The sequence below is a fragment of the Streptomyces boncukensis genome (assembly GCF_011045075.1).
GTDB lineage: Bacteria > Actinomycetota > Actinomycetes > Streptomycetales > Streptomycetaceae > Streptomyces > Streptomyces boncukensis.
Genome location: NZ_JAAKZZ010000075.1, coordinates 1 through 21842, shown reverse-complemented (window position 1 = coordinate 21842; position 21842 = coordinate 1). Strand labels below are relative to the sequence as shown.

General features: G+C 69.9%; 19 protein-coding genes and 4 pseudogenes. 17 read left to right on the top strand and 6 right to left on the bottom strand.

Translation table 11 applies throughout. The features are described 5' to 3' along the window. On the top strand, positions 1 to 1481 hold a 1481-nt coding region (locus G5C65_RS10395), incomplete at its 5' end, for an amidase (protein WP_165298452.1). Positions 1482 to 1563: 82 nt separating this feature from the next. Here G5C65_RS10395 and G5C65_RS10390 read toward each other — a convergent pair. The 3 genes from G5C65_RS10390 to G5C65_RS10380 are packed head-to-tail and all read right to left on the bottom strand — an operon-like array spanning position 1564 to position 4309. Further along, complete coding sequence (locus tag G5C65_RS10390) at positions 1564 to 2142, bottom strand: hypothetical protein (RefSeq protein ID WP_241265698.1); 579 nt, start codon at positions 2140 to 2142, stop codon at positions 1564 to 1566. Next, entirely contained in the window at positions 2139 to 3608 is a 1470-nt protein-coding gene (locus G5C65_RS10385) for an ATP-binding protein (RefSeq protein ID WP_165298451.1), read from the bottom strand. The genes G5C65_RS10390 and G5C65_RS10385 overlap by 4 nt, the downstream gene beginning before the upstream one ends. Continuing rightward, positions 3605 to 4309 carry a response regulator transcription factor gene (locus tag G5C65_RS10380; RefSeq protein WP_165298450.1) on the bottom strand — a complete coding sequence of 235 codons (705 nt, stop codon included), beginning with the start codon at positions 4307 to 4309 and terminating at the stop codon, positions 3605 to 3607. The genes G5C65_RS10385 and G5C65_RS10380 overlap by 4 nt, the downstream gene beginning before the upstream one ends. A gap of 231 nt (positions 4310 to 4540) precedes the next feature. Here G5C65_RS10380 and G5C65_RS10375 point away from each other — a divergent pair, with 231 nt between their 5' ends. Then, positions 4541 to 5389, top strand: coding sequence for an oxidoreductase (locus G5C65_RS10375; protein ID WP_165298449.1), 849 nt, complete (start codon positions 4541 to 4543; stop codon positions 5387 to 5389). Beyond that, positions 5386 to 6003 (top strand): TetR/AcrR family transcriptional regulator, encoded by a 618-nt coding sequence (locus tag G5C65_RS10370; protein ID WP_338146302.1) that lies wholly within the window; start codon positions 5386 to 5388, stop codon positions 6001 to 6003. The genes G5C65_RS10375 and G5C65_RS10370 overlap by 4 nt, the downstream gene beginning before the upstream one ends. Positions 6004 to 6037: 34 nt before the next feature. On the opposite strand, the gene G5C65_RS10365 is transcribed toward G5C65_RS10370, so the two are convergent. Further along, a complete protein-coding gene (locus tag G5C65_RS10365; RefSeq protein WP_165298448.1) occupies positions 6038 to 6334 on the bottom strand; it encodes a putative quinol monooxygenase in 297 nt (98 codons plus the stop codon). A 96-nt stretch (positions 6335 to 6430) separates the two neighbouring features. Here G5C65_RS10365 and G5C65_RS10360 point away from each other — a divergent pair, with 96 nt between their 5' ends. The 4 genes and pseudogenes from G5C65_RS10360 to G5C65_RS40095 form a co-directional block, all read left to right on the top strand. Continuing rightward, complete coding sequence (locus G5C65_RS10360; protein WP_165298447.1) at positions 6431 to 7015, top strand: TetR/AcrR family transcriptional regulator; 585 nt, start codon at positions 6431 to 6433, stop codon at positions 7013 to 7015. A gap of 527 nt (positions 7016 to 7542) precedes the next feature. Further along, entirely contained in the window at positions 7543 to 8337 is a 795-nt protein-coding gene (locus tag G5C65_RS10350) for a class I SAM-dependent methyltransferase (protein WP_165298446.1), read from the top strand. Between the two features lie 47 nt (positions 8338 to 8384). Further along, positions 8385 to 8474, top strand: a pseudogene (locus tag G5C65_RS10345) (MBL fold metallo-hydrolase); the annotation flags it as partial. Positions 8475 to 8563: 89 nt separating this feature from the next. Then, a pseudogene (locus G5C65_RS40095) lies at positions 8564 to 8764 on the top strand (carboxylesterase family protein); the annotation flags it as partial. A 293-nt stretch (positions 8765 to 9057) separates the two neighbouring features. Here the strand turns inward: G5C65_RS40095 and G5C65_RS10335 are convergent. Beyond that, a complete protein-coding gene (locus G5C65_RS10335) occupies positions 9058 to 9801 on the bottom strand; it encodes an SDR family NAD(P)-dependent oxidoreductase (RefSeq protein ID WP_165298445.1) in 744 nt (247 codons plus the stop codon). Positions 9802 to 10500: 699 nt separating this feature from the next. Further along, positions 10501 to 11106 (bottom strand): dihydrofolate reductase family protein, encoded by a 606-nt coding sequence (locus tag G5C65_RS10330; RefSeq protein WP_165298444.1) that lies wholly within the window; start codon positions 11104 to 11106, stop codon positions 10501 to 10503. 452 nt (positions 11107 to 11558) lie between these two features. Between G5C65_RS10330 and G5C65_RS10325 the strand changes: the two genes are divergently transcribed. From G5C65_RS10325 to G5C65_RS10290, 10 genes and pseudogenes are all read left to right on the top strand, one after another. Then, positions 11559 to 11744: a hypothetical protein gene (locus G5C65_RS10325; protein ID WP_165298443.1), complete on the top strand. Its 186-nt coding sequence runs from the start codon at positions 11559 to 11561 to the stop codon at positions 11742 to 11744. Positions 11745 to 12295: 551 nt separating this feature from the next. Beyond that, a complete protein-coding gene (locus G5C65_RS10320) occupies positions 12296 to 14146 on the top strand; it encodes a 1-deoxy-D-xylulose-5-phosphate synthase (RefSeq protein WP_165298442.1) in 1851 nt (616 codons plus the stop codon). Beyond that, complete coding sequence (gene ispG, locus G5C65_RS10315) at positions 14143 to 15285, top strand: flavodoxin-dependent (E)-4-hydroxy-3-methylbut-2-enyl-diphosphate synthase (protein ID WP_165298441.1); 1143 nt, start codon at positions 14143 to 14145, stop codon at positions 15283 to 15285. The genes G5C65_RS10320 and ispG overlap by 4 nt, the downstream gene beginning before the upstream one ends. Beyond that, a pseudogene (locus G5C65_RS39115) lies at positions 15282 to 16229 on the top strand (4-hydroxy-3-methylbut-2-enyl diphosphate reductase); the annotation flags it as partial. The gene ispG and the pseudogene G5C65_RS39115, both read left to right, overlap by 4 nt. 114 nt (positions 16230 to 16343) lie before the next feature. Further along, positions 16344 to 17324, top strand: coding sequence for a polyprenyl synthetase family protein (locus tag G5C65_RS39110; protein WP_277608034.1), 981 nt, complete (start codon positions 16344 to 16346; stop codon positions 17322 to 17324). 49 nt (positions 17325 to 17373) lie between these two features. Continuing rightward, positions 17374 to 18240, top strand: coding sequence for an SAM-dependent methyltransferase (locus G5C65_RS10305; RefSeq protein WP_165298439.1), 867 nt, complete (start codon positions 17374 to 17376; stop codon positions 18238 to 18240). 88 nt (positions 18241 to 18328) lie between these two features. Next, positions 18329 to 19387, top strand: a complete 1059-nt coding sequence (locus tag G5C65_RS10300; RefSeq protein ID WP_165298438.1) for a polyprenyl synthetase family protein — start codon at positions 18329 to 18331, stop codon at positions 19385 to 19387. A 31-nt stretch (positions 19388 to 19418) separates the two neighbouring features. After that, positions 19419 to 20366, top strand: a complete 948-nt coding sequence (locus tag G5C65_RS10295) for a terpene synthase family protein (RefSeq protein ID WP_165298437.1) — start codon at positions 19419 to 19421, stop codon at positions 20364 to 20366. A 166-nt stretch (positions 20367 to 20532) separates the two neighbouring features. Beyond that, positions 20533 to 20616 (top strand): annotated as a pseudogene (locus tag G5C65_RS40700) (NAD(P)-binding protein); the annotation flags it as partial. A gap of 246 nt (positions 20617 to 20862) precedes the next feature. Continuing rightward, positions 20863 to 21510 carry a hypothetical protein gene (locus G5C65_RS10290; protein WP_241265697.1) on the top strand — a complete coding sequence of 216 codons (648 nt, stop codon included), beginning with the start codon at positions 20863 to 20865 and terminating at the stop codon, positions 21508 to 21510. Positions 21511 to 21842: the final 332 nt, after the last annotated feature.

Here is a 21842-nt window from a genome sequence, read left to right as displayed (position 1 = left end):
CGGCTGAGCCCGACATCGCGGAGCTGGGCCGCCGGATGGCCGGCGGACGGCTCGACGCCCAGCGCCTCACCCGCCACTACCTGGACCGGATCGAGCGCATCGACCCCCTCCTGCGCGCGGTGATCGAGGTCAACCCCGACGCGTTGCGCGAGGCCCGGCGGCTGGACGCCGAACCCCGCCGCCGCGGGCCGCTGCACGGCATCCCCGTCCTGCTGAAGGACGTCGTGGAGACAGCCGACCGGATGCACACCACAGCCGGGTCACTGGCGCTGGAGGGCCTCCGGCCGGCGGCGGACGCCACGGTCGTCACCCGGCTGCGCGCCGCCGGTGCCGTCATCCTCGGCAAGACCAACCTGAGCGAGTGGGCGGGCGGGATGTCGCTCACCCACCACGCCGGCTGGAGCGCCCGCGGCGGGCAGACCCGCAACCCGTACAAGCTGGACCGGTCGCCGAACGAGTCCAGTTCCGGCACCGCGGCCGCGGTCGCGGCCGACCTGTGCGCCGCCGGGATCGGCACCGAGACGAACGGCTCGATCATCGACCCGGCCTCGGCCAACTGCGTCGTCGGCGTCAAGCCGACCGTGGGTCTGGTCGGGCGCGGCGGTGTGATCCCCGGTGTGCCGAGCCAGGACAGCGTCGGCCCGATCGCGCGCACGGTCCGCGACGCCGCGGCCCTGCTGGGCGCCCTCGTCGGCGTCGACGCCCGGGATCCGGCAACCAGGGCAGGCCGCGGCCGCTTCCACCGCGACTACACCCGCTTCCTGGCCGCCGACGGCCTGCGCGGCGCGCGGATCGGCGTGCCCCGACAGGTGTACTTCGGCTACAGCGACCACGCCGACGAGATCGCGGAGCGGGCCATCGACCTGCTGCGCGACGCCGGCGCCACGGTGATCGACCCGGCCGACATCCCGACGGCCGAGCGGCTGGAGGACCTGCCCAGCTCGGCAGTCGTCCAGGTGTACGAGGTCAAGCGCGGGCTGAACGCCTATCTGGCCGACGCTCCCGGCGACCACCCCCGCAGCCTGGCGGAGCTGATCGCGTTCAACCGCGCCCACGCCGACCGCGAACTGCGCTACGTCCGGCAGGACGGGCTGGAGGCGGTCCACCGGCTGGACTTCACCGAGCGTGAATACCGGCAGGCGCTGGCCGCCAACCACCGGCTTTCGCGCACCGAGGGCATCGACGCGGCGCTGCGCCGACACCGCCTGGACGCCCTCGTGATGCCGACCACCGGACCACCGGCCAAGATCGATCTGATCCGCGGCGACACCTACAGCGGAGGCGCCTCGACTCCCGCCGCACTCGCCGGATACCCCGCGATCAGCGTCCCGGCGGGCTTCACGTTCGGCCTGCCGGTCGGCCTGACCTTCATGGGCACGGCGTGGAGCGAACCGACGCTGCTGCGGCTGGCGTACGCCTACGAGCGGGCGAGCCGGGTCCGCCGCCCCCCGCGGTACCGGACGCCGGACGTGGGCCTGTGAGGCCGGTGAGGCCGGCCCCGGCGGGCGGCGGGCGCTCCCGGCCGTGCGGTGCGGGCCTGTGGGGCGGGCCTGTGGGGCGGCACTACCCGGCCCCCGCCGGTCTCGCGGCGCCGTTGGAGCCGCAGCGCACGGTCCAGGGAACCGCCGGGGCGGCGTACTCGTACATCCGGATGTCGATCCCGGTGGGGGGACGCTTGCCGGGGACGTCCGCGTGAGCGGCGGTGCAGGCGATCTGGGAGACGGCGGTGACATCCAGGTCGCGGACGTTGCGGGGGATGTGGATGTCGACGGCGCCCTGGTCGGCGTTGGCGGTGAGCTGCCCGGACATCGGAGGGACCTCCGTGGTCAGGCCGCGTTTGCGCTCGGCGGCAGTGGGGCCCTCCAGGAGGAGGTCGAGGGCCCGTTGCGGGGTGAGCCGCCGGTCCGTGGGGCGGTTGACCACGCCGGGCCCGTACGGGCCGGCGAAGTACAGGCGTACGGTGCGGGCTTCGCTGCCCGGCAGCGGGACGCCGGAGGCGGGCGCGCCCGCGGTGCCGGGACCCGTGGTGGTGATGCCGCAGCCGGCGGCGAGGACGGCCACGGCGGCGGCCAGGGCGGCCCAGCCGGCCCGAGGGACGCGGGTCGCACGAGTGGCGGGAGGCGGCAGCGGACGGCCCGTCATCGTGGCTCCTGCCGGGAGGGGGCGAGCGGGAGAGTGAGGGTGAAGACGGCTCCGGCGCCGGGAGCGTTGCCCGCGGTCAGGGTGCCCCCGTGCAGCAGTGCGTTCTCCTGGGCGAGGGCCAGGCCGAGGCCGCTGCCCTCCGAGCGGGTGCGCGCCGCGTCGGCCTTGTAGAAGCGCTCGAAGACGTGCGGCAGCACAGGGTCGGGGATGCCCGGGCCGTGATCGGTGACGGTGAGGGCCGCCCGGCCGTCCTCCGCCCGCACGCGGACGGTGACCGGAGGGCGGCCGTGGCGCAGCGCGTTGCCGACGAGGTTGGCGACGACGACATCGACGCGGCGGGGGTCGGCGTGCACGGGGACGGGGCCGGCGAGGTCGGCCGTGACGCGCTCGTCGGCGTCCCAGCCGCGCAGTTGGAGAGTCTTGGAGACGAGGGTGCGCAGATCCATGTGCTCGGCGCGCAGCGGGGCGGCCCCGGCGTCGAAGCGGGAGACCTCCATCAGGTCCTCGACCATACGGGCGAGGGTGCGGGACTCGTCGCTGATCAGGCGCAGGGCGTCGCAGGTGTCGGGCGGCAGGGTCCCGGAGGCCGCATCCTCGTCCAGCACTCCGGTGACCGCGGTCATGGCGGCGAGCGGGGTGCGCAGCTCGTGGGCGACGTCGGCGGCGAAGCGGCGCGAGCCCGCCTCCAGCCGGCGCAGCTCGGCATCGTCCTGCTGCAGCGTGGCGGCCATGGTGTTGAAGGAACGGGTCAGATCGGTGAGCTCGTCCCGGCCCCTGGCCTCGATCCGGGTGTCGAGATCGCCCGCGGCGAGGCGTTCGGCGCCGTGCCGGAGCCGGCGTACGGGGCGCAGCACCAGGCGGGCCGCGAACAGCGCCGGGACGAGGCCGAGCGCGAGCGCGGGGACCGCCCCCGACTGCGCGGCGGTGACCAGCGCCGCGATGTCCGCCCGCTCCTCGTCGAGGGGGAAGGACGCGTACACGGTCAGGCCGGAGGGCGTGTCGGCCTTGCCGGACGCGTCGGGGCCGCCGGCGTAGGCGACGGGCATGGCGAGCACCAGCCAGGGGCGCCCGTTGTGCTCGACGCGCTGGTGCACGGCCTGGCCGCGGTCCCGCACCGTCCGGCGGAGCTCCCGCGGGAGGGCCGGGGCGCCCCGGGAGGCGGAGACGAGAGGGCCGTCGTCATACGTGGCGGAGGAGTGCCAGGAGTGCGAGCCCCCGGCCCGGTCGAGGCGGCGGGCCAGGGCGCGCAGGTCGGCTCTGGTGGGAGGGAAGCGGAGGCCGGGGGCCAGGGAGTCGAGCTGGCCGCGCAGGTCGGCGACGGCGCTGTGCTGGGTCCGCTCCAGAATCGCCGACCGAGCCCGGTGGAAGGTGAGCCCGGCCGTGAGCAGCGCTCCGAAGGCCGTGGCGAGGAGGAACCAGACGACCAGCCGCACCCGCAGCCCTCGCGGAAAGCGCAAGCGCGTCACGCGACGGGCCCGAAGCGGTAGCCGAAGCCGCGCACGGTCTGCACGTACACCGGCGCCCGCGGATCGTCCTCGATCTTGGCCCGCAGCCGCATCACGCACGCGTCCACCAGCCGGGCGTCGCCGTAGAAGGAGTGCTCCCAGACCTGCTCCAGAAGCTGCTGGCGGCTGTACACCCGCCCCGGCGCCGCGGAGAGGAACAGCAGCAGCTTGAACTCGGAAGGCGCGAGGTCGAGCTCGGTCCGGTGCCGCGTCGCGATGAGCGCCGTGCGGTCCACGGTCAGATCGCCGTGCCGCTCCACGCCCACCCCCGCGGGCCCGGCCGGCTCGCACCCCGGGGCCGGGGCCACCCGGCGCAGCACCGCCTTGATCCGGGCCTCCAGGACCTCCCCGCCGGCCGGCTTGACGATGTAGTCGTCGGCGCCCGCCTCCAGCCCGACGACCGTGTCGATGTCATCGCCGCGTGCGGAGAGGATGATGATCGGAACCTGCTTGCTCTCCCGGATACGGCGGCACACCTCCAGCCCGCTCATCCCCGGCAGCATGAGGTCGAGCAGCACCAGGTCGGGCCGGTGGCGGTCCAGGGCGAGCAGTCCGCTCTCGCCGCTGCCGGCGACCTCCACCTCATGACTCCGGCGCTTCAGCGAGAGGGTGACGCCCTTCTGGACGGCCAGGTCGTCTTCGATGAGCAGGACTCGTGCCATAGCGGGATCGGCTCTTCTCCAGCGGTTCGCGGTGGACTGTGACCAGGGTGCTCGAAGCGTATGACGGACGGTTCCGCTTTTCATGAGGAAACGATGACGACCTGCCGCCTCGACGCCGGCACCGCCGTGCAGCCCAGCAGAATTAACATGTCGACGATAAAAATCGACACTGTGTAAACTCCCTGGGTGGGGGAGCGCTCCAGCTCCTCGCGAGACCCTTCTGGAGGAGCAATGGACAAGCGCAACTGGCTCATCACCGGCGTCAGCACCGGCCTGGGGCGTGCCTTCGCCCAGGCCGCCCTGGCCGCCGGGCACACCGTCGTCGGCACCGTCCGCTCGGAGCGGGACCTGCGGGCCTTCGAGGAGCTCGGACCCGGGCACGCGCACGGCCGCATCCTGGATGTGACCGACGACGCCGCCGTCTCCAGCGCGGTCGCCGAAGTGGAGCAGAGCGTCGGCCCCCTGGACGTCGTCGTCGCCAACGCCGGCTACGGCCTGGAGGGCACCTTCGAGGAGACCCCGCTCGCCGAGGTGCGGCGGCAGTTCGAGGTCAACGTGTTCGGGGCGGCGGCCACCCTGCAGGCGGCACTGCCCTCCATGCGCCGGCGCCGCCGCGGACATCTGATGGCCGTCACCTCCATGGGCGGGCTCATGGCCGTGCCCGGCATGTCGGCCTACTGCGGCAGCAAGTTCGCCTTGGAAGGCATCCTGGAGGCGCTGGGCAAGGAGGTCGCACAGTTCGGAATCCACGTGACGGCCATCGAGCCCGGCTCCTTCCGCACCGACTGGGCCGGACGGTCGATGACCCGCGCCGCACGGTCCGTCGAGGACTACGACGAGCTGTTCACCCCCATCCGCGAAGCGCGGCAGAAGGCCAGCGGGAACCAGCTGGGCAACCCGGCCAGGGCCGGGGACGCCCTCGTGCACATCGCGTCGGTCGAGCAGCCGCCGGCCCACCTCGTCCTGGGCTCGGACGCGCTGCGACTGGTCACCGCCGCGCGCACAGCCGTGGACGAGGACATCCGCGCCTGGGAGACGCTCTCCCGTACGACCGACTTCGCCCAGGGCGCCCAGCTGTGACGTCCGGCCACGACCCCGTGCGGAGCCGTCGCACCACCGAACGCAAGGGCGATGTCCGGGAGCGGGCCATCCTCGACACCTGCGAAGCCCTGCTCGCGCGCAAGGGCTACGACGCGATGACCGTCGGCGACATCGCCCAGGGCGCCGGCATCACCCGCGGCGCCCTGTACTTCTACTTCGGCTCCAAGCAGGACGTGGTCACGGCGCTCGTGGCCCGGACCGTCGGGCACTTGTGGGAGCGGTCCCGGGCCACCGCGCAGACCGAGGATCCCCGCCAGGCCATCGCAGCCGCCATGCAGCGCACGGTGGAGCTGTGGAACGCACACGGGCTGGTCATGCGCACGGCGATCGATCTGTCGCTGACCGTGCCGGAGATCGGCGAACTGTGGAACCACACAGCCGACTTGTTCATCACGGCCATCACCGCCGTCCTGGAGCGAGCCGGCATCCAGCCCGGCACCGCGCCGGAACACGCCGCAGCGATGGCACGCGCCCTGTGCTGGATGATCGAGCGGACCTTCTACCACGCCTCGCAGGAATCCCGCGAGAAGCTGCAAGAGGCATCCGCGACCTGCGAACACATCTGGCTGACCAGCGCCGGTCTGACCGCCTGAGGCGCCGGGCGCGCACGAGATCGGGGGTGTGTGGTCAGTTGATGGTGCGCAGAATGGTGGTTTTGGGGTGTTCGCGCAGGGATTGGATCGCTTCGCTCATGCCGGATGTGGCGGCATCGTCCATATGTGCGTGGAAGGCGTCCGGGTTTTCCCAGACCTGGAGGGCGTAGAAGGCTCCGGGGTCATCGAGGTCCTCGTACTCGGTGGAGCTGAGCAGGCCCGGCTTCTCGGAGGTCTGGATCGCGTGGAGCAGCGCGTTGCGGGCGTCGTGTTCCTGTCCGTCTCTGGCGTGGATCTCGATGAGGACGGTGACGGTGCTCTGGTCGCTCATGGGCGGTGCTCCTAAATAAGATGTGCTGACGCTTCTTATTCGGGACGGTACACCGGTGCCGTAAGGTGCACAAACGCAACCTTGCAGGGAGGAGCGATGCAGCAGCGCAGACGCGGCAGGGATCTTGAGGATGCCCTGCTGGGGGCCGCGTGGACCGAGCTGACCGAGCGCGGATATGCGGCGTTCACGCTGGAGGCGGTCGCGAAGCGGGCCGGTACGAGCACGCCGGTGATCTACCGCCGCTGGGCCAACAAGGCGCTCATGGTCGAGGCGGCCGTCGCGCACGCGAGCTCCCAGCGGGCCATCGACGTCCCGGACACGGGAACACTCCGCGGCGACCTGATCGCAATCATGCAGGCGGCCAACGCGTCGCGGACCGACCTGCTCGTGGCGACCTCGATCCTCCTGGACGGCTACTTCGCGGACACGGGATCGAACCCGGAGCAGCTCCGCGAGCAGATCCTGGCGGGCCGGCGCTCGGCAGCCGAGACGATCGTCCAGCGAGCCGTCCGACGGGGCGAGGTGGACGCCTCCCTGCTCGAACCGCGCCTTGTCTCACTGCCCTTCGATCTCTTCCGGCACGAGGTCCTCATGACGCTGCGGCCCGTGTCCGACGAGGCCATCGAACGGATCGTGGACGGCATTGTGGTGCCCCTTCTGACACGGCAGGCGCCCGGCTAGAGCCACCAGGGCGGATCCGGCCACCAGCTCAACTGCACCGCGACGGCCGTCGCCCGGCAGCCGGCACACTCGCCGGCGGGCGTCAGTGCGCCTTCGACCCTGTAGTCGTGCCGGGTCTGTGCCCGTTCGAACGGCCACTGCTCACCCGCGGGCTGCGCGAGCGCCGCCTGGAAGAATGGCTCCGCGTGCTCGGGAACCGCCAGCAGGACGCGGCCCTCGGCGGCCGGCCGCCGCCGTCAGTTCGGCCAGGACGGTGGAGGAGACGTGGTGGTGGACCGGATCGCCGTCGTCGGTGAACGCGGAGCGGAACTGTGGGTACGCGGTGTCGTAGTCGCTCTCGTGACGGAGCGGGGCAGCCCGCCTGTCCCCCCGGCCCCGCATCCTCAACGTCCTGGAAGACGCTCCGGGCTGGCCGCAGATCACCGCTGCCCTGACCGCCTCGCCGATCATCTGATTCCCCATTCCGCCCACAGCGATGAGGGGCTGCGAGGCTTTCCAGCCGCGACGGGGCTCGGCATAGTGCCCTCATGACCGTTGGGTTCAGTGGTGAAGTGGCCGAGTACTACGCGAGATTCCGGCGGGCCTATCCCGAGCAAGTACTCGACTTCCTCCAGGACTACTTCTCCCTGACACTGGAAGACAGCGTCCTGGACCTCGGATGCGGCACAGGACAGCTTGCCCTCCCGCTCGCCGACCGGGTCCGATCGGTGATCGGCATGGACCCCGAGCCGGACATGCTTCGCCTCGCTCATGCAGCGGCCAGCCGGCGTGAAGTCCGCAACGCCACCTGGGTGCTCGGCGCCGACACCGACGTCCCAGCCCTCGGCACACTGCTGGGCCACGAGCCTTCCCTTGCGATGACCGTCGTCGGACAGGCTCTCCACTGGATGCGACACGACGAACTGTTCCGGAACTTGCTCCCCCTGTTCCGCGCAGGCGGAGGCATCGCCGTGATTGCTAACGGGGCACCGCTGTGGCTACAGGACACCGCCTGGTCCCGTGCTCTGCGCACCTGCCTGGAACAGCACTTCGAGACCGAACTGACCGCATCCTGCGGAACTGCCGACCAGGACCGGATCCGCTATGCACAGGCCCTCGAAGACGCCAGCTTTTCAGACCTGCGAAGCACGACGGTCTCCTACACCGACGAGCTGACCTTTCAGCAGGTTATCGGCGGTCTCTACTCCGCCATCCCCGCAGAGAAACTCCCCGGGGCCGAGCAGCGGCCGGCGTTCGAGGACAACATCCGGAAGGCGGTGCCGCACGCGGAGCCCTTCCCCGAGCAGGTCCACGTCTCCGTACTCGTCGGCCGGACCGTCTGACTGGACGCACACCGTCCCCGGCCGAGGAAATGACACGCTGCCGAGACAGCCGGGCCGGTGTCCAGCCCGAGGACGTGGACATCGTGATCAACACGCATCTCCACACCGACCACGTCGGCTGGAGCACCTGCCTGGACAGGCTGCGCCAGGACGACGGCACCGCCGCCCCCCTGGGCGCCGGCCGGTTCGCGCGCCGCAGTCCGAGCGCAAGCTCGGCAGCACCGACATGGCCGCGCTGCGCCGGGTGCGGGAGAACATCGCCGCGTTCGGCGGTGCCCCGGACAACGTCACGCTCTTCGGCCAGTCCGCCGGAGCCACCGCGGAGGCCGCGGGACTGTTCCGCAGGGCGCTCGTGCAGACCGCCACCCACCACGACCCGCTGATCGGCCTCAGCCCCTTCAGCCTGGTCCTGGACACGCAGCCCGCTGACGCCGAGTGGTCCCAGGTCGACGAGCCGCGCAGCCCGTACGGGTTTCGCCTGCTTCCCCTCCAAGGACCACCACCGCTTCAAGGAACACCGTGACCAGAACCGTCACCACCACCGAGAACGCCCTCTCCCGGCCCCGCTGCCCCAGGGCATTCGCAAGGGCCCCGTCCCGCAGGTCTCCGGACCGCTCCCGTTCGACCCGGACACCGGCGAGGCCGTCGGAGTCGACCACCGCGCGAGACCAGTCCAGCCGAGCGACAGCGGCTGTCTCATGTGACCGGTGACCGCACGTGTCATGCCTGGACGGTGGGGCGAACGTTGATTTCGCCGATCTCGACGTCCCCGGGCTGCTCGATGGCGAAGGCCACGGTTCGGGCGACCGCCGCGGGAGGGATGCCCATCGCGTCCATGTTATTGCGCGTCTGCTCGCGGAGGTGCGGGTCTGGCATCGAGTCGGCGAGATCGGTGTGGATGTATCCCGGCGAGATGGCTGTCGTGCGCACCATCCCGTCGGTGGACTCCTTGCGCAGCCCGTCGTGGACGGTGCGCACGGCGTTCTTGGTCGCGGCGTAGACGGCCATCGAGGGGGACGCGCCGTACAGCCCGGCCACGGAGACGATGCTGACCAGGTGGCCCGCCCCTTGCTCGCGGAAGACGGGCAGCGCGGCGGCGACGCCGTTGAGCATGCCGCGAAGGTTGACATCGATCATGGCCGACCAGCCTTCGGTGTCGAGGTCGGCCAGCGGGCTGATCGGGGCGATGCCGGCGTTGTTCACCAGCACATCGATACGGCCGTACTGGGCGATGGTGGTGGAGACCAGGCGCTGCAGGTCTTGGGCCTCGGTGACGTCGACGACGCACGTGGCAGCGCGGCCCCCCTCCTCCCGGATGTCCTGCGCTATGGCGTCGATGCGCTCGCTGCGGCGCGCTGCGAGGACGACCGCGGCGCCGCGCCGGGCGAGCAGACGGGCCGTGGCTTCGCCGATGCCGCCGCTCGCCCCGGTGATAGCGACGCTCTTGCCGTAAAGAGAGAGCACTGCTGCCTCCAAGTAAAGTGGACACGTGTCCGGTGCATGGCTCACCCTACCGGACACGTGTCCACTTAATGCGGACGGAACCTCAGGAGAGACCGATGAGCGCGCCGACGTAGGGCAGGAACGCTCAGCCGGAACTTTCCCAACCGCGAAGCGCCCCTCGCCGAGGTCTACCGGCACGACGTGGAAGAACTCGTGACCGCCGCCTCCGCTCTGCCGGCAGAGCACGAGCCCGTGGAAGCCCTGCGTCACTGGCTCGACCGAGTGCTCGACTACGCCGAGATCGAGTACGGCGTCCTGGCAGCGTTCGAGCCGGCTGCATGCAAGAACTTGTGGCCCACAGCCAGAACCCCATCGACAACGCCCTCGTCACCTGCTGGACGCCGGGGGAGCAGCCGCTTCCATCCGCACGGACGTGGACGCCCGCGCCACCGGGGGCCCGGGATGCCGGTGCGGCGGGTGTGGAAGGCGATGAGCTTGCCGCCCGTGGGTGTGCCGTTGCATTCGAGTGCCTTCGTGAGTGGCACCGCGCTCGCGATCAGCATGCCCCGTCCGGCGGCGCGGGCGACATCCTGAAGGCCCTCAGTGACGGGCCTGGCGATCAAGCTGGACCGCCGCGGCGCGGAGACGCTCTTCCAGGCGCCTGCGGGAGTCGAGCCGGCGTCGGCCTGGCGGCCGTCCAGACCGGCGGACGGGGCGACGTCACGCAGGGGCGCCGAGCGGCGGGTGCTCAAGCACGCGGGGCTTGTACTCGACCAGCTGGATGCGGCCGTCGAAGGTGCGGTGCTCGGTCATGTCGAGGGCGACGTCCGGATAGCCGTCGTAGATGCGTTCTTCGCCCGTGGCCCCGGTGATCACCGGGAACATCACGACCCGGAAGCGGTCGACGAGTCCGGCTCGTAGCAGGGACCGGCACAGGCTGAGGCTGCCGATCGTGCTGAGGAGCCCCGAGCCGCTCGACTTCATGGCGCGGACCGCCTCGACGGCGTCGTCGCGGACGAGCGTGGAGTTGGCCCACGTCAGTGGCTCCTTGAGTGAGGAGGAGAACACGACCTTGGACGCTTGCGTGAGCTCGTCGAGGGACGCCTCTTCTTCGGGTCTGAACTCGTCTTGGCCATTCGGGACCTCGCCTGCGGCGAAGCCCGACATCTGGCGGTAGGTGTTCGCTCCCATCAGGTAGGTGGCCTCGGGCTGCTCGCCGAGCCATGCGAGGTACTCCGGGCCTTCGAGGCCCCAGAATCCGGGCCATCCCTCTCCCGATGCGTGGCCGTCGAGGGAGGTGATGAAGTCGACGAGAAGCTCCGACATGGCGGTGTCCTTTCCTGGGGTGTCACGAGCTTGGACCGGCCGGGAGCCACAAACTCATCGGCCGCGCTGTGGAGTATCGAGAAAACCCAGGACGCTGCAGCCGATCAGGCCGGCGGACGGCACTGCTTCGGAGGGCCCGGCGGTTTGAGTTCTGTCAAAGCCCCAGCTCAGCCCGCCCGCGAACGGCCTCGCAGCCGCAACCGGGGGCCGCTCCCATCGATCGGTCATTGCGTTTTCCGCACGCACCACTCCTGCATCGCGAATCCGTTTCCGCTCTCGTGCGTGGTGTCACCGTCGGCGGATGTCTCGTCTGCTCCTGTCTCCACGGACCGGGCGGTGATGCGGCCCATGGTGGTGCGTCGTCTTCTCGTGCTGGAGGTGGCCGGAGGGCTGGAGACGGTGCATGTGCGGATCGCCGAGGAGACAGCCGGGGTCTCGGTGCGCTCGGCCGGGTGCACCTCTCACGGCAGCGTGAGCACCGCCGCCGCGGCCTCGCACCCCTCCGTCCGACCCTGGCACAGGCGGTCGACGGCGGCGAGACGCCCCTGACCGTCGCCGAGGTGGACTGGACCCGCTTCACCCCGGCGTTCACCTCCGGCAGGCCGGGCGACCAGCCCGGCGACGGAGCCCCCGACTGAGCCGCGGCGGACCCGGGGGCTGGGAGACGCGCTACGCCGACCTGCGGGCAGGCGACCGCCGACCGGGACCCGTCAGACCGCCGACCGGAACCCGTCAGTACGCGTCGCCGTGGACGCGAAGGCCCACCGCTTCCACGGCGGCGCGACCAGGAAACGGGACCCCGACACGGTCCACGACATCGACACGGTGAGCCCGGCTGGGGGCGCCCGATGGGCCTTCACCCGCCTGCCCTTGCCGACCTGTCAGAGGCACGGCGGTTCGCAAGGCGCACTTCCCCACGGGATGTGCCATGCCCCTGTTCGCGTGCGCCCTCTACCTCGTCGGGCTCTCGTGCGCCCCTTGGCCAGGCTTGCTGCGCCGGGGCGAGGGCGAGTTGAGTTGCATGTACAGCACCATCGGCCCGTCGGCCTTTCACACAGGTGCGATCTTTCCCCGTGTTCACGCACTTGGGGCGGGATCACCATGCGTTGCGTACGGTGCACCCGGCTCCCCCAGAGGTTGCGTGCGGCCAGCGGCGGGCTGCAGTGAGTCTCGCGGAAGGAGTGCGGGTATGGCGACGACTCTGCCGGACACCTCCCTGTCGCTGCTGGAACGAGTGGCGGATCCGGGGGTGCTGCGCACGCTGCCCGCGGACCGCCTGCCACACCTGGCCGATGAGATCCGCCGGTTCCTGGTGGCCAAGGTGTGCGCCCGGGGTGGGCATCTGGGCCCGAATCTGGGGATGGTGGAGCTCACCCTGGCCTTGCACCGGGTGTTCGAATCCCCTCGGGACGCGCTCGTCTTCGACATCGGGCATCAGGCATATGTGCACAAGCTGCTGACAGGACGGCAGAAAGGATTCGACACTCTGCGGCAGCCGGGCGGCCTGTCGGGGTATCCCTCGCGGGCGGAGTCGGTGCACGATCTCGTGGAGAACTCCCACGCCTCCACCGCCCTGTCGTATGCGGACGGGCTGGCCGAGGCCCGCGCCCTTGCCGGTGAGAGCGACCGGTCGGTGGTCGCGGTGATCGGCGACGGAGCCCTGGGCGGCGGGATGGCGTTCGAGGCCCTCAACAACCTCGGTGCCGCCCCCGAGCGGCCGGTGATCGTGGTGGTCAACGACAACGGCCGCTCCTACGCCCCCACCACCGGTGCCCTGGCCAAGCATCTGAGCGTCCTCAAGTACGGGGGCGGGGCGGAGGCGTGCCGGAACGTATTCACCGACCTGGGCTTCACCTACTTCGGGCCCGTCGACGGCCACAACACCCGCGAGGTGGAGAGCGTGCTGTGCCGGGCGCGGGCGATGAAGCGGCCGGTGGTGGTGCACGTGATGACCGTCAAGGGCAAGGGACACCGGCCCAGTGAGACGGATCCGTCGGACTGCCTGCACGCCGTCGGCGCCATCGCCCCGGACACCGGCCGCCCCGTCGCCAAGGCGTCGGGTCCGTCGTGGACGAGCGAGTTCGGCCACGCCCTCGCCGAGGCCGCCGCGGCTCATCCCAAGGTGGTGGCCGTGACCGCGGGCATGCTGTTGCCGACCGGGCTCGGCCCGATGAAGGAACGCTTCCCCGAGCGGGTTTTCGATGTGGGGATCGCCGAGCAGCACGCGGTCACCTCTGCGGCCGGGCTGGCGACGGGCGGCCCGCACCCGCTCGTCGCGATCTACGCGACGTTCCTGAACCGGGCCTTCGACCAGGTCGTGATGGACGTGGCGCTGCACCGGCTGCCGGTCACCTTCGTGCTGGATCGGGCCGGCATCACCGGCCCCGACGGGCCGAGCCATCACGGCATGTGGGACCTGGGCCTGCTGTCCATGGTCCCCGGCCTGCGCCTGGCCGCACCCCGGGACACCACACGGCTGCGGCTGCTGCTGGATGAGGCGGTCGCCTGGAGTGAAGGGCCGACCGTGCTGCGCATCCCGAAGTCGAGTGCGGGCACGCCCATTGAGGCGGTGGCATCCATGGACGGCGTTGACGTCCTGTACCGCGGCAAGGGGCGGCCGCTGGATGTGCTGCTGGTGCCGGTCGGGCCCCTCGCGCAGCCGGCCCTGGAGGCCGCCCACGTGCTGCAGACCGAGCATGGCATCGGGTGCACGGTCGCCGACCCCCGCTGGGTCCTGCCCGTCAACCCCGCCCTGGAGTCGCTGGCGGCCCGCCACCGGCTGGTGGTGAGCGTCGAAGACGGCGTGGTCACCGGCGGGGTGGGCACGGCCCTGGCCCAGTGGTGCCAAGACCGCGGCGTCACCACCCCCGTCCACGCGCTCGGTCTGCCCCGTGCCTTCCTCGCGCACGGGTCCCGCCCGGAGCTCTTGACCCAGGCCGGCCTGGACGCCCCCGGTCTCGTGCGCGCCGTGCTGAACGCCACCGCCCACCGGGACGCCGGCCCGGCCGTGCCCCTCCCAGCACAGGGGAGTGCCCGGTGAACTCCATCGACCTCGGCCTGCCCGCCGCGCCGCCGGCGCAGGTGCGGGCACGCCGCCGCCGCACCCGTCAACTGCGCGTCGGGACGGTGCCCGTGGGCGGCGGCGCACCGGTCAGTGTGCAGACCATGACCACCACCAACACCGCCGACGTGGACGCCACTCTCCGACAGATCGCCGAAGTCACCGCGGCCGGCTGCGACATCGTTCGCGTCGCCGTGCCCTCCGCCGACGACGCCCGAACCCTGCCGAAGATCGTGGTGAAATCGCCGATACCGGTGATCGCCGATATTCACTTCCAGCCCCGCCACGTCTTCGCCGCGATCGACGCCGGGTGCGCCGCCGTCCGCGTCAACCCGGGCAACATCAAGAAGTTCGACGACCGTGTGGGCGAGATCGCCGAAGCCGCCACGGTGGCCGGAGCACCGATCCGGATCGGCGTCAATGCCGGCTCGCCCGATCCGCGCCTGCTGGCCAAGCACGGTGCCGCGACGCCGGAGGCCCTGGTGGAGTCCGCTCTGTGGGAGTGCTCTCTGTTCGAGGAACACGGCTTCACCGACCTGAAGATCGCGGTCAAGCACCACGATCCGATGACCGTGATCGCCGCGAACCGGCTCCTGGCAAGCCGCTGCGACTACCCCCTCCACCTGGGGGTGACCGAAGCAGGTCCCGCCTTCCAGGGCGCCATCAAATCCGCCGTCGCCTTCGCCGCCCTGCTCGGCGAGGGCATCGGTGACACCATCCGCGGCTCCCTCTCGGCCGACCCCGTCGAGCAGGTCAAGGCCGCACACCACATCCTGGCCTCTCTCGGGCTGCGGCCCCGGAAGCTGGAGATCGTCTCCTGCCCCGGCTGCGGCCGCCTCCAGGTCGACATCCACCAACTCGCCGCCCGGGTCGAGGCCGCTTTCGACGGGTTTCCCCACCCCCTGCGCATCGCCGTGATGGGCTGCGTCGTCAACGGGCCCGGCGAATCCCGCGAAGCCGACCTGGGGGTCTCCTGCGGCAACGGCAAAGGCCAGATCTTCGTACGCGGTCGGGTCGTCCGCACGGTCGCTGAACACCGGGTCGTCGACACGCTGGTGGAAGAAGCCCTCACCCCGGCCGGCTCATCCGCACCGGACACCGTCGAGGAGACGTCATGACCACCCCTGGCACGTCCCCCCTCCGGGTGCTGCTGGCCGAACCGCGTGATTGCTGCGCGGGCGTGGACCGTGCGGTCACCGTGGTCGAGAACGCACTGAAGAAGTACGGGCCGCCTGTCTACGTGCGCAAACAGATCGTCCACAACACCCACACCGTGGCCCGCCTGGAGACGCAAGGAGCCGTGTTCGTCGCGGAGGTGGACCACATCCCCGACAAGAGCATCGTCGTCTTCTCCGCCCACGGCATCGCCCCCGCCGTACGCAACGAAGCCAAAGCCCACGGCCTGGCAACCATCGACGCCACCTGCCCGCTGGTGTCCAAAGTCCACCAGGAAGCCCAGCGGTACGCCCGCGACGGATACGACATCCTCCTGATCGGACATGCCGGGCACGAGGAAGTCATCGGCGCCATGGGCCACGCCCCTGACCGTGTGCACGTGGTCACCGGACCCGACGACATACCCCACCTGCGGGTACGCGACGAGCAGCGAGTGGTGTGGCTGTCCCAGACCACCCTGTCCGCCGACGAGACCAGGACGACTGTCGCCGCGCTCCAAGAGCGCTTCCCCGCTCTGCTCTCGCCCCCCGGCGACGACATCTGCTACGCCACCCAGAACCGGCAGCAGGCAGTGAAGCGTCTCGCGGCCGGGGCCGACCTGATCCTCGTCGTCGGCTCGCCGAACTCCTCCAACTCCGTCCGCCTGGTGGACACGGCGCTGGCCGCGGGAACACCAGCGGCCCATCTGGTCGACACAGCGGACGACATCGACGAAGCCTGGCTGGCCGTCGCCCGGACGGTGGGCGTGACCTCAGGCGCATCCGTTCCGGACCTGCTGGTCACACAGGTCCTCGACCGGCTGGCCGCACACGGCTACAGGCAGGTGGACGTGGTACCTACAGCGCGGGAGACGGCTCACTGCGCGCTCCCACAGGAACTGCGCCGGACCGCCCAGCACCCGGACCGCACCGGACAGTTGACGCCCCTGCCCGGACTGTCCCGCATCCGTGCGGCGACCGACGCCATCATCTCCACGCTCCTGGAGCAGGAAGCCCCCGCGATGCGGGCGCTGGGGCTGGACGAGCACGCCGATACGCTGCGCACCTTCCTGATCGGTGACGGCGGTAAGCGGATGCGGGCACTGTTCTGCTACTGGGGCTGGCGCGGGGCCGGCGGCTCCGGATCGGCCGAAGCAGTCCAGTACGCGGCGGCGGCCCTGGAAGTGAACCACTCCGCCTTCCTCATCCACGACGACCTGATCGACCGCTCCGAACTGCGCCGTGGCCGGCCCGCTCTGTACCGGCACTTCGGCGCTCACCACGCCGCACACCAGTGGGGCGGATCCGCCGACGCCTACGGGAGTGCGGCGGCGGTGAACCTGGGCGACCTGTGCTTCGACTGGGCCCGCGACCTCCTCAACCGCTGCGCCGACGGCGCATGCCTGCACCAGGTCCTCGACATCTATCGGCGCATGTACACCGACGCCGTCTACGGCCAGGTACTTGAGGCCCAGATCCAGGCGGACCAGGACTTCCGGCTCGAACGGTGCCTGGCCGTCGCCACGCACAAGGCGGCCCGCTACATGATGGCACCACCCCTGCGCATCGGCGCGGCCGTCACCGGTGCGGACCAGGAGGTCCACGCGGCTTACCAGACGTTCGGAAGCGCACTCGGCGAGGCATACCAGCTCCGCGACGACCTGCTGGGCGCCTTCGGCACGCCGAGCGTGACCGGCAAGCCCAACCTGGATGACCTGCGCGAAGGCAAACCCACGGTGCTGTTCGCCACGGCCCTGCGCACCGCGACGCCCCTCCAGCGCGACAAGCTCCTGAGCTGCTACGGAGACCCCGGCCTGGACACGGACGCCGCGGACGAACTGCGCGCATTGCTGCACGAGACCGGGGCGCCCGCCCAAGTCGAGGAGAGGATCCGCACCCGAAGCCGCGAGGCCGCCCGCGCCCTGAAGGTCGCACCGATCACTGGCGAGGCCCGAACCGCCCTCAACACCCTTGCCGCTCAGGCCCTCTACCGGGAGCGCTGACCAGCGACAGCACACACAGCACACAGCTACCCGAAACGGAGCCCCCGCCATGTCCGTCGACCACGCCGTGCAACTGCGCACCCACCTTGAGCAGGCCGCCTTCAACTACTACGACAACAAGCGCAACGACCCCATCAACCTCGCCCTCGGCGACACCGACGGCTTCTACCACCATCACTTCGCCGTCGGTGACTTCGACCACCGGTTCCTGGAGCTGGACGGCGAGGAGCGCGAGCAGGCCATCAACGCCGAACTGCACCGCATGGAAACCCGCCAGGTCCGCACAGTCACCGAAATCCTGGAGCCGGTCCCGCGCACGGCACGCATCCTTGACGGAGGTTCCGGACGGGGAGGCACCGCGCTCTTGCTGCACCAGGCATTCGGCTGCCGGGTCGACGGCGTCAACATCTCCCGCTACCAGAACACCTTCGCCCGCGAGCAGGCCACCCGGCACGGCTGTGCGGACATGGTCCACTTCCACGACCGCAACATGGCCGCAACCGGCTTCCCGGACGAGAGCTTCGATTGCGTCGTCACCAACGAGACCACCATGTATGTCGACCCGCACGAGACCTTCGCCGAGTTCGCGCGCCTCCTCAAGCCGGGGGGCCGCTACGTGATGCTGACCTGGTGCACCAACGACGCCCTCACCACAAAGCCGGCCGAAGTACAGGCCATCGACGAGCACTACCACTGCCACACCCACCGCCGCGTCACCTACCTGCGGGCCGCGATCGACGCCGGCCTGATCCCGTACCAGGTCGATGACCTCACCCGGCCCGCCATCCCCTACTGGGTGCTGCGCAGCCACTCCAAGCTCGCCACCGGCATCGAGAAGCCCTACCTGGACGGCTACCGAGGCGACCGCGTCAACTACATCCGCATCGCCGCCCGCAAGGGCGCGGGCGCCCGGTGAACCGACCGCGCCGACGTCCAGTACTGAGCGCCTACCGCCGACGCGACCGTCGTCGTGTCGCCTGACGCCGCCTTCGGAGGATCCGACCATGGACAGCCCGCCGGCATCCCCAGCTCCCGTTCCTGAGGCCATCGAGCGCGCACGCACCTTCGCCCGGCCCGCGCTGGAACAGTCCGTGGGGCGCTTGCACCCCGATCTCGCGCGGGTATGCGGCTACTACTTCGGGTGGTGCGACGCCGAGGGCACACCCACCCACGGGAGGGGCAGCCGCTCCCTGCAGGCGTGCATGGTGATGCTCGCTGCCGAAGCCTCGGGAGAAGACCCCCACGTTGCCCTTCCGGGCGCCGTTGCGGTCGAACTCCTCCACAACTTCACCCTGCTGCACGACGACATCATCGACGGCGACACCATCCGCCGGGGGAGGCCGGCCGCCTGGGTCACGTTCGGGACGGGCACCTCACTGCTCGCCGCCGATGCCTTGTGGGCCGCGGCCTTCTCGGCCCTCATCGAGGTGCCGGGCACTGCCGGCCGGGCCACGGCGAGCGCGCTGAACACATCGATGGGCGTCATCATCAACGCCGTGGCCGGCGAGGCCGTCTTCGACCGCACCCCGGCTGCCGAGGTCGACGTCGACGCCTATCTGGCCATCTGCGAGACCAAGGGCGGCGAGCTCCTCGGAACCGCGGCCACCGTCGGCACGCTGCTCGCAGGCGGCCCGGCAGCCCAGGCCCGTTCGCTGCGCGAGGCCGCACGTCACGCCGGAGCCGCCTGGCAGGCCACCAACGACCTGGAGAACATCTGGGGAAACGCGGCGCTGGTCGGCAAGCCCGGCTTCCAGGACCTGCGACAGCGCAAGCACACGCTCCCCGTCATCGCCGCCCTCCAAAGCGGACATCCCGCCGCGCGCGCCCTGAGGGGCCTCCTGGAGAAGGAGGAACTGGACGAGGCGGACCTCACGCGCGCAGCCGACCTCATCGAAGAATCCGGTGGCCGGGCCTTTACCGAACAGATAGCCCAGGGCCGTCTCGCGCGCGCACTCGGCACGCTCGCCGACATGCGTCTTCCCGACCCGGCGCACCGAAACCTCGCCGACCTCCTGGACTTCACCGTCACCCGGCGCCCCAGGACACCATCCGGCAAGAAGTGAACATCGCTGTGCCAGACCAGGAGACAGCAACATGTCACAGACCACCTCCTTGACGATTCCCCTGCCCCGGCACCCGGTGCCGTCCGGGCTCGAAGATGTACGCAAGGCGCACCTGGACTGGTTGCACGGCCACGGCCTGCTGGCATCGGATACCGCCACTGAGCAGTATGTACGCTCCCGAGTTGCCGACGTCGCCGCCTACACCGACCCGTACAGCCGGGACCTGCTGCTGTCCTACAACGTGATCGGATGGATCTTCCTGCACGACGACTGGATGGACACCTCAGCCGCCGACCGCATGGCAGACCATGCGGTGACCGCGGAACTCATCAGCATCCTGCACCGGCCCGTCACTCCGGCCTGCCCGGTCACTGCGGCCTTCGCCGACCTGTGGGAGCAGCTCCAGGCCGGTATGTCGGAAGCCTGGTGCCGGCGCACGGCGTGGCTGTGGCAGGAGTACTTCCACGCAAACCTCGCGGAGGCGGCCAACCGCCGCGGTGGCAGCGACCTGACCAGCGAGGAACACGTATGGGTCAAGGACAGGGCCGTCGCCGCCCATGTGATGTATGCGGTTGCCGAACGCACCGGCGACTTCGAAATCGGCGCTGATGTGTGGCATGCCAGCTATCTCGGCAGGCTGCGCCACCACGCCACCCGTCACATGGTCCTGCTGAACGACATCCAGTCCTTCAGGTGCGACGAGGCCGATGCACGCGTCAATCTCGTCTCGCTCGTGATGCGGGAAAGGGGCCTGACTTTCCCGCAGGCTCGTGAAGAAGTCAGCAGGGACGCTGAGTGGCACGTGCATCAGCTGTGTGCGCTCGGCACCGAGCTGTCCAGCTTCTGCGACCGTCTGCAACTTCCCGCCACAACGCGCGAAAACATCAACCGGCACCTGGATTCCTTGCTCTGCTGGGTCCGCGGCTCCTACGACTGGTACGACATCACATGCCGCTACTCACTGACGGAGTCCCGGTAGATTCGCGGTGAAGAAGAGGATGCCGGAGGCGACCGCCATGTTTCTGTTTATGCTGTCAGGCGCTCTGCTCTCGGCCATGCTCTGGTACGCGTTCTCCGTACGCCAAGGCTTCCGGGCAGGCCAGGCTCGCGCTGCGAGCAGTCAGTAGGTCCCCACAAGCGCAGCAATTCTTGGCTCCGGAATCGGTGGGCTGAGCGCAGCTGCGGCGCTCTCCAAACGGTTCGATCATGTCACGATTTTCGACCGCGATGAGCTGAGGGGGAGCAATGTCAGGCATGGCGGGATCCCAGCCGTTCTGCTGTCGGAGTTCCAGGCAGAGCTCTTCGGGAGTACCCTGAAGAGTATCCCCATGGACTTGCGGATGATTCTGGCGAGTCGCCCTTTCCTTGGGACTCGCCTGAGGGGACAGGTTACTGGATTAGAAAATGTTACCCTCATCGACCGGGCAGAGGCAGTCGGGTTGGAAGTATCACGATGCGGCCATCGAGTCACGGGTATGCATCTATTCGAGGAAAACTCACCCCAAGGTGAAATCGTGCAATGCGATCTGGTTATCGATGCCATGGGGCGTTCCGGCCGGACCGCAACCTGGCTTGCATCCATGGGCTACCCCAAACCTCCTGAGAGCAGAACGCACATCGACATCGCATACGCCAGCCGGCACTATCACCTGCTGCCAGATGCGTTCGGCGCGACCAAGTTCTTCCTGGTAGGTCCTCGTCCGGATCGCCCTCGTGGGGTGATGTTTGCCACCCAGGAGAACAATCGGTGGGTGCTCTCACTGCAGGGATACAAAAAATCGAACCGTCCCCCTGCAACTCCGCAAGAATTCTATTCCTTCGCTCGCGGTCTACCCCCGTCAGAGGTCACCTCGGTCCTCGACAAGGTAGAACCTCTCGATGAAATCAAAGGCTTCCGCTTCCCCGTCGTGCTGCGGCGAAAATACCACAGTCAAGGCACTCGACATGACGATGAACCCTCTGCAACTTCTGCGACCGGACCTCCTTCTCCCCGTGCTCCTCGCCAACCGCAGGACGGGAACAGCGTGAGGGGCCACGACGCAACTCTGCCTCACTCCGGCAGATTGGTGCGTTTCGTGATCGGGTTTGTAAAGCTAACGGCCCTGTCTCGCATGCGGTGGTGACGGAGCGTCGTGATAGGTCGTTGACATTCGTTGTGGGTTCTCGGCCCACGGCAGGCCCCAGCGTCGGAAATTCGAGCCTGACTGCCTGTGATTGATATTGATCTTGCATTTTAAGGAGAGTGCGCGATGACCAGGGATGACTGCATCATCGAAATGCGTGGCCATAGCCGTGGTGCGATGAACTGCGATCCCTTGGAAGTGTGAGATGAGTGGTGGTGCGTCGTTTTCTCGTGCTGGAGGTGGCCGGAGGGCTGGAGACGGTGCATGTGCGGATCGCCGCGGAGACAGCCGGGGTATCGGTGCGCATGGTGTGGTGCTGGGCGGTGGTGACG

Excerpts from the sequence above, each read along its gene's own strand:
- G5C65_RS10390 (WP_241265698.1), bottom strand. The coding sequence starts at position 2,142 with ATGACGGGCCGTCCGCTGCCGCCTCCCGCCACTCGTGCGACCCGCGTC.
- G5C65_RS10380 (WP_165298450.1), bottom strand. The coding sequence starts at position 4,309 with ATGGCACGAGTCCTGCTCATCGAAGACGACCTGGCCGTCCAGAAGGGC.
- G5C65_RS10375 (WP_165298449.1), top strand. The coding sequence starts at position 4,541 with ATGGACAAGCGCAACTGGCTCATCACCGGCGTCAGCACCGGCCTGGGG.
- G5C65_RS10365 (WP_165298448.1), bottom strand. The coding sequence starts at position 6,334 with ATGAGCGACCAGAGCACCGTCACCGTCCTCATCGAGATCCACGCCAGA.
- G5C65_RS10360 (WP_165298447.1), top strand. The coding sequence starts at position 6,431 with ATGCAGCAGCGCAGACGCGGCAGGGATCTTGAGGATGCCCTGCTGGGG.
- G5C65_RS10350 (WP_165298446.1), top strand. The coding sequence starts at position 7,543 with ATGACCGTTGGGTTCAGTGGTGAAGTGGCCGAGTACTACGCGAGATTC.
- G5C65_RS10330 (WP_165298444.1), bottom strand. The coding sequence starts at position 11,106 with ATGTCGGAGCTTCTCGTCGACTTCATCACCTCCCTCGACGGCCACGCA.
- G5C65_RS10320 (WP_165298442.1), top strand. The coding sequence starts at position 12,296 with ATGGCGACGACTCTGCCGGACACCTCCCTGTCGCTGCTGGAACGAGTG.
- G5C65_RS39110 (WP_277608034.1), top strand. The coding sequence starts at position 16,344 with ATGCGGGCGCTGGGGCTGGACGAGCACGCCGATACGCTGCGCACCTTC.
- G5C65_RS10305 (WP_165298439.1), top strand. The coding sequence starts at position 17,374 with ATGTCCGTCGACCACGCCGTGCAACTGCGCACCCACCTTGAGCAGGCC.
- G5C65_RS10300 (WP_165298438.1), top strand. The coding sequence starts at position 18,329 with ATGGACAGCCCGCCGGCATCCCCAGCTCCCGTTCCTGAGGCCATCGAG.
- G5C65_RS10295 (WP_165298437.1), top strand. The coding sequence starts at position 19,419 with ATGTCACAGACCACCTCCTTGACGATTCCCCTGCCCCGGCACCCGGTG.
- G5C65_RS10290 (WP_241265697.1), top strand. The coding sequence starts at position 20,863 with ATGCATCTATTCGAGGAAAACTCACCCCAAGGTGAAATCGTGCAATGC.